The 5,676-nt window shown below is 43.7% G+C and carries 6 protein-coding genes; 1 reads left to right on the top strand and 5 read right to left on the bottom strand.

The genetic code is table 11. The features are described 5' to 3' along the window. Window positions 1-224: 224 nt before the first annotated feature. From HXY43_RS03160 to pgk, 3 genes are all read right to left on the bottom strand, one after another. Window positions 225-707, bottom strand: a complete 483-nt coding sequence (locus tag HXY43_RS03160; RefSeq protein WP_367161455.1) for an AAA family ATPase — start codon at window positions 705-707, stop codon at window positions 225-227. Between the two features lie 39 nt (window positions 708-746). Beyond that, a complete protein-coding gene (locus HXY43_RS03155; RefSeq protein WP_290879900.1) occupies window positions 747-1,397 on the bottom strand; it encodes an AAA family ATPase in 651 nt (216 codons plus the stop codon). Between the two features lie 139 nt (window positions 1,398-1,536). Then, the gene (pgk, locus tag HXY43_RS03150) at window positions 1,537-2,739 is read right to left on the bottom strand and encodes a phosphoglycerate kinase (protein WP_290879898.1); all 1,203 of its coding nucleotides are present in this window, start codon (window positions 2,737-2,739) and stop codon (window positions 1,537-1,539) included. 246 nt (window positions 2,740-2,985) lie between these two features. Here pgk and HXY43_RS03145 point away from each other — a divergent pair, with 246 nt between their 5' ends. Further along, a complete protein-coding gene (locus HXY43_RS03145) occupies window positions 2,986-3,399 on the top strand; it encodes a universal stress protein (RefSeq protein WP_026734579.1) in 414 nt (137 codons plus the stop codon). Between the two features lie 126 nt (window positions 3,400-3,525). Here HXY43_RS03145 and HXY43_RS03140 read toward each other — a convergent pair whose 3' ends face one another. After that, window positions 3,526-5,112 (bottom strand): SdrD B-like domain-containing protein, encoded by a 1,587-nt coding sequence (locus HXY43_RS03140; RefSeq protein ID WP_290879895.1) that lies wholly within the window; start codon window positions 5,110-5,112, stop codon window positions 3,526-3,528. Window positions 5,113-5,238: 126 nt separating this feature from the next. Then, window positions 5,239-5,676, bottom strand: a 438-nt coding sequence (locus tag HXY43_RS03135) for an OmpA family protein (protein ID WP_290879893.1), incomplete at its 5' end; no start/stop codon positions are given.

The raw sequence follows: 5,676 nt of genomic DNA, 5'->3' as shown, positions 1-5,676 counted from the left end.
TGAATTTACAATTCACGGGTATGTAGAGACGTAGCATTGCTACGTCTCTACAATGATTTGGCATCGAACTACAAAAATGTATGCACACATAATTCATGACCAAATTCAGCAACGCCGAATTTTAAAAGTATGGTTATAACCTACGATTTTCGGAACGATAAAATTCAAAGTCATTTCGGTTGAATATTCTTCTACCAAAAACTCTATGTGCATGATGCATTTAATTAGTAAGGTAATCCCCTAAGATATCCCTCAGACCAGAGGTCACCCAAACCTGCTTGAGATTCTATAAAATCCTTGGCATCAGGAATTTCATCAGCCCGTGTAACAGTTGCATAGCCATTATTCTCACGCTGAAATATCCAGAGATACTTGGGATCTTTGATAGTATTTACAAAAAATGGAGAATGAGTGGACACAAAAACTTGTGCACGTTGAGAGTAAGCCAATAATTCTTCACTCAGAGGTTCCAGCAATCGATGATGAAGTCCATTTTCCGGTTCTTCAATACACAGTAATTGGGGTGGATTAGGATCATTTAATAAGATTAAGTATGCTAATAATTTTAGTGTCCCATCTGAGGCAAACCGAGCTAAAAATGGTCTGCTAAAAGGTGTATCTTTAAATAACAAAGCCAGTCTACCATCAATCGTTGGTTCAGACTCGACTTTCTCTAACTGAGGAACACGACCAGCAAGTTGCTTCAAAATTTTGGCTAAAGTCTCTGGATGTTCTTCAGCAAAGTATTAGACTACATTAGCAATATTGTCGCCCTCACGAGAAAGATGTTCCATTGCCCCGACAGTCGCTAACTGACGGGCTTGATCTGGAATGAAATAGGAAAGAAACCATCCTTCAATAAAACGCCGCAAGCCAGCAACACGGGGATTATCTGACAATTGACCAATAGTTTTAATAGCAAGAGAACTTGGATCATCCATTTGATAGTAAATTCTGCGGTCGTTGATTTCAGGATTTTCACCGCTAATTACTTCTCCACCACCATTTTCAAACTTAAGAAAATCAAATGGTTTGCCATGAGATCCTCTTCTCCAGTTGAGAGTTTCCCTAGATACAATTGGTATTCCATTGTTGAGACCAATGGCAACAGTGTAGGTGATAATTGGAGTTTTTCTATCTTCACGGTACTTTATGGCAATTTCAATTTCTTGACCTTTGCAGTCACGAGATATCACTTCTTGAAAACGTCCTCGCTTTTCTAAAGCTTTGCGAACATTAGTAGTTAGACAATCTGAAAGGAAACCTATAACATCAAAAAAGGTAGTCTTACCGCTGCCATTTGGTCCCAAAAAAACAGAAAACGGTTTGATATCCTTAAGCGTTATATTTTGCAGAACTCTATAATTTTTTACCGATATTTGTTCGATTCTTGCCATTAGACAGTCACTTCCACAACTTTAGCAGTGTGGTTGCCATAAATGTCAAAAAATAATAGTAAGGGTACATCATATCGTACCCCTACTAAAATTTTTACAGAATTACCGATTAGTTACAGTAGCTTAAGAGATAATTTGCTTAAGCCTCATCTAAAGCTGCAATTCCAGGTAATACTTTACCTTCCAGCAACTCTAAGCTAGCGCCACCACCGGTGGAAATGTGGCTCATTTGGTCGGCCAAACCAACTTTTTCTACGGCTGCAACAGAGTCACCACCACCGATGATAGTGGTAGCACCGTTTTTGCTGAGATCGGCTAGAGTGCGGGCGATCGCTTCTGTACCGACGGCAAATTTATCAAACTCAAACACGCCCATCGGCCCGTTCCAAATAATTGTCTTACAATCAGCTAGCGCTTCTTGGAACAATTTCACCGAATCGGGGCCAATATCCAAGCCCATCCAACCATCTGGGATGTTCTCAACGCTAACGGTTTGAGAATTGGCATCGGCAGCAAATTTATCTGCTACTACTACATCTGTGGGTAACAGGAAAGTAACACCCTTTTCTTTAGCCTTAGCTTCCAAAGACTTCGCCAATTCTAGCTTGTCTTCTTCCACCAAAGACTTACCAACATTCAAACCACGGGCTTTGTAGAACGTGAAAATCATGCCACCGCCGATGATGAGTTTGTCACACTTTTCCAGCAGTGTTTCAATTACGCCAATCTTGCTGGAAACCTTGGAACCACCAATAATTGCTGCCAAAGGACGTTGGGGATTTTCAATAGCGCTTTGTAGGTACTGTAATTCCTTCTCAATCAAATATCCAGCCACAGAAGGACTCAGGTAGTGAATCACGCCTTCAGTAGAAGCATGGGCGCGGTGGGCGGTGCCAAAAGCATCATTGACGTATAAATCCGCATTAGCTGCCAGTTTTTTCGCAAATTCGGGATCGTTTTTCTCCTCTTCTTTGTAAAAGCGGACATTTTCTAGTAACAGCACTTGTCCGTTTTGCAACGCCCCGACTTTGGCGGCAACTTCATCGCCGATGCAGTCATTGGTCTTCACAACTTCTTGCCCTAGCAACTCAGACAGACGTTTAGCAACCGGAGTTAGACGCAATTTTTCATCTACACCCTTGGGACGCCCAAAATGGCTTGCTAGAATCACCTTAGCTCCCTTCTGCATCAAATCCTGGATAGTTGGTAGAGCAGCACGGATGCGAGTGTCGTCTGTAATATTACCTGCATCATCCATTGGCACGTTAAAATCAACCCGCACAAACGCACGCTTACCAGACAAGTCTGTTGCAGATAAATTTGCTAAAGTTTTCTTTGACACGTCACAAACCTCCTGATTGCCTTTTTGTTATGTTTTTCATTAGTAAACTCATTCCAAATTGTACCGGAGTAAGTGGTGCAAAGAATTGTTAAGCGATGAGTTTCTTGTCAATTGTCTGCCAGACAATACCAAAACGTGTGGAAAAATAACTACTTCCATGCTCTAACCAGAAGAAGGAAGCAGACAGTAAAGGGGGTCTTTTAAGATCAACTTTGCACAAATTCTATACAGCAACGGGTAAATGCGATGTTCAAAACAGTTCTGTTTCCAATTGACCAAAGTCGGGAAACACAGGAAGCAGTCGATGTAGTTATAAATGTCGTCCAAAAGTACGGCAGTCGCTTGGTGCTTTTGAGTGTGGTGGAAGAACTAGAAGCAGATGCATCTACGAGTGAAGATGTTGTGATGTCCTCATCTGAGACTGTTGCCCAATTGCTAGAGACTGCCAAATCAGTGTTTGCTAAGCAAGGAATTCAAGCCGATACCATTGAAAGGCAAGGCAAACCTGCATTTGTAATTTGCGATCTTGCTGATGAAATAGAAGCCAATTTAATCATCATGGGCTGTCGAGGACTGGGATTAACTGACGAAGGGGCACATGATAGCGTTACTAACCGTGTGATTAATCTGTCTCCTTGTCCGGTGTTGATTGTTCCCTGAGGGTAAAGGGTAAAGGGCTTCGCTTGGAAAAAGGGCAAAGGTAAAAGGGTAAATGGATTTTTCTTTCCTTCCCCTTTTCCCCTTACCCCTTCCCCTTTCCCCCACCGAAGGCTTACCCCTTCCCCCTTAATCAATCGTGACGCGGAAGCGAATCAAGCCAGACTGTCCGTCGGGAATGTTAGCCGGGCCGACAATCACCGCACCTTTATTGTTGTTGTTACCACAGATATTGGCAAAGTCTGGCTGCAAGGGAGTCAAGGGTGATAAAACTTGTCCTTGATTGGCAATTCCATTTACAGAAAGGCTATTAGAGACATAGCTTGTGCCTGTCGGGATCAGGTCGCAGAATCTGGCATTTTGTAATTGCTGACCACCATCAACGAGATAATAAATCGTGTACTCAACTTCATCGCCGCTACTCAAGGGTGTGGGCAGACTGACTTGACCAACAGGCGATCGCCCTACTTGCTGTAATCTGTTATCGTCATCATCATTGGGATCATCTACAAAAGTATTAAAATTAAGACCACTGATGGGCTGACCGTTTCTGGTAGCGTTGGTAATTCGCTTGACTAACCGCAAATTTGGGTCTCCAGCTGCTCCTGCTTGGCCAGGGCGGAAACCAAAGTCAACGTCGAGATTTTGCGGATTGGCATCACTCACGTTAGCCGACAAAGTTGTTTCGGTAGTGGGTGTAAAGTCACTGGGTCTTGTTACCTCTACGGTATAGTTACCTGGTTGCAAACCAGTGAATAGATATCTACCGTTGTTATCGGTCTGAGTTGTGCCAACGACTTGGCCATCGCTATTGCGTAAAGTCAAAGTGGCATTAGCAATTCCTGTTTCGCCTGCATCTTGTTGACCGTTACTATTGCGATCTGTGAAAACGGTATCGCCGATTGAGCCTGCGGGTACGCAGATAGTAAGATCGGCAAGACCTATTGTTTCATCTTGTCCGGGTGGTTGACCCTCTCTGTACAGTGGCCCACTTTGATAGACAACCTGAATTTGGGTAACAGGTTGAGAGATTGTTGCAAAGACGTTACCAAAATTTTGCTCGGGAAGCGCATTTCCTGGCGGTACACGCGGCTCGGCTCCCCGTGCAGTATTGTTGTTAACAATTTGGGCAACAGCACCAGGCCCAATGTTTGCGAGGGTAACTGGTACATTTTGACCTTGGTTGGATGCAGTAACTGTAATTTGATCTTGGTAGGGAGGTTCGCCTGGTCGATCGCGGTCAACATCCAAGAAAGTGAGGGGAGTGGGTAAAGTCACTGGTCGGGCAAAGGTAATAGTGAGTGTAGCATTACCTCCCCGACTAGAACCACGAGCGTCTATTCCCCAGCGCAGATATGGTCTGTTAATACCCCCATAGGGGCCAGGAGCAACCCCATAGGGAACATCACCAAGGTTTCCAGGAGAGTTTTGTGGTGATTCATCACGGATAATTCCAGCAGGATTTTCCGTCATTTGAAATCTGGTGTTAACGCCGCCAATGTTGAAAGTTTGATTGAAATTTGCTGTTTGAAAATTGCTCTCACCCCAGTTGAGAGTTGCTTGTGTTGAGCCAGCCGGACAGCTTGTTTGTGTTTGTGCTAATACTTTTTGGTTGGAAATGCTCCCCAACAAGGGAACTTGGGGAACGGTAAACAGCACACTCAGCAGGGTATTCTGGAAAATCTGAAAATTTAAGTGCTTAAATAAAGCTTTCATTGCTTGGTTCCTAAACATCACCAAATAAAGTCAAAAGATGTAGAGACGCGCCATGGCGCGTCTGTACAAAAGGCAAAAGAATGATGAATTATGAAGACAAATATTTCATAATTCATCATTCATAATTCATAATTTCCTAGCAGGTTCTATTTGCAGGTCTTGCTCTTGTGGTTCAACGATCAGGTCGATTCCTCTGATGTCTTTGTAGATGATTTCTACACGGCGATCGCGTGCATAATCTACACGAGTTGTGCCTTCAGTTGCACGCTGAGTTTCACCAAAAGAACGAAAAGTCATTCTTTCTGGGGCGACGCCCTTACGCAATAAGTAATTTCTTACAGACAATGCCCGGCGTTTGCCCAGTGCCAAGTTGTATTCATTACTGGCGCGGGGGTCGGTGTGACCCTCTAATTCAATGACGATAAAGGGATATTGCTGCAAGACTTCTGCCACTCGATCTAGAACAGCAGCACTCTCTTTACTGATGAAGGATTTGTCAAGTGCAAAGTGTACGTTGTTTGGTGCTTGTATCCGAATTGGTGGCGGTGGCAGTGGTGGTGGCGG

This window comes from Fischerella sp. (assembly GCF_013388695.1).
In the GTDB taxonomy this organism is placed as follows: Bacteria; Cyanobacteriota; Cyanobacteriia; order Cyanobacteriales; family Nostocaceae; genus PCC9605.
This window is presented reverse-complemented; position numbering and strand designations above follow the sequence as displayed.

Coding starts and splice junctions, on each gene's coding strand:
- HXY43_RS03155 (WP_290879900.1), bottom strand. CDS start 1,397: ATGGCAAGAATCGAACAAATATCGGTAAAAAATTATAGAGTTCTGCAA.
- HXY43_RS03145 (WP_026734579.1), top strand. CDS start 2,986: ATGTTCAAAACAGTTCTGTTTCCAATTGACCAAAGTCGGGAAACACAG.
- HXY43_RS03140 (WP_290879895.1), bottom strand. CDS start 5,112: ATGAAAGCTTTATTTAAGCACTTAAATTTTCAGATTTTCCAGAATACC.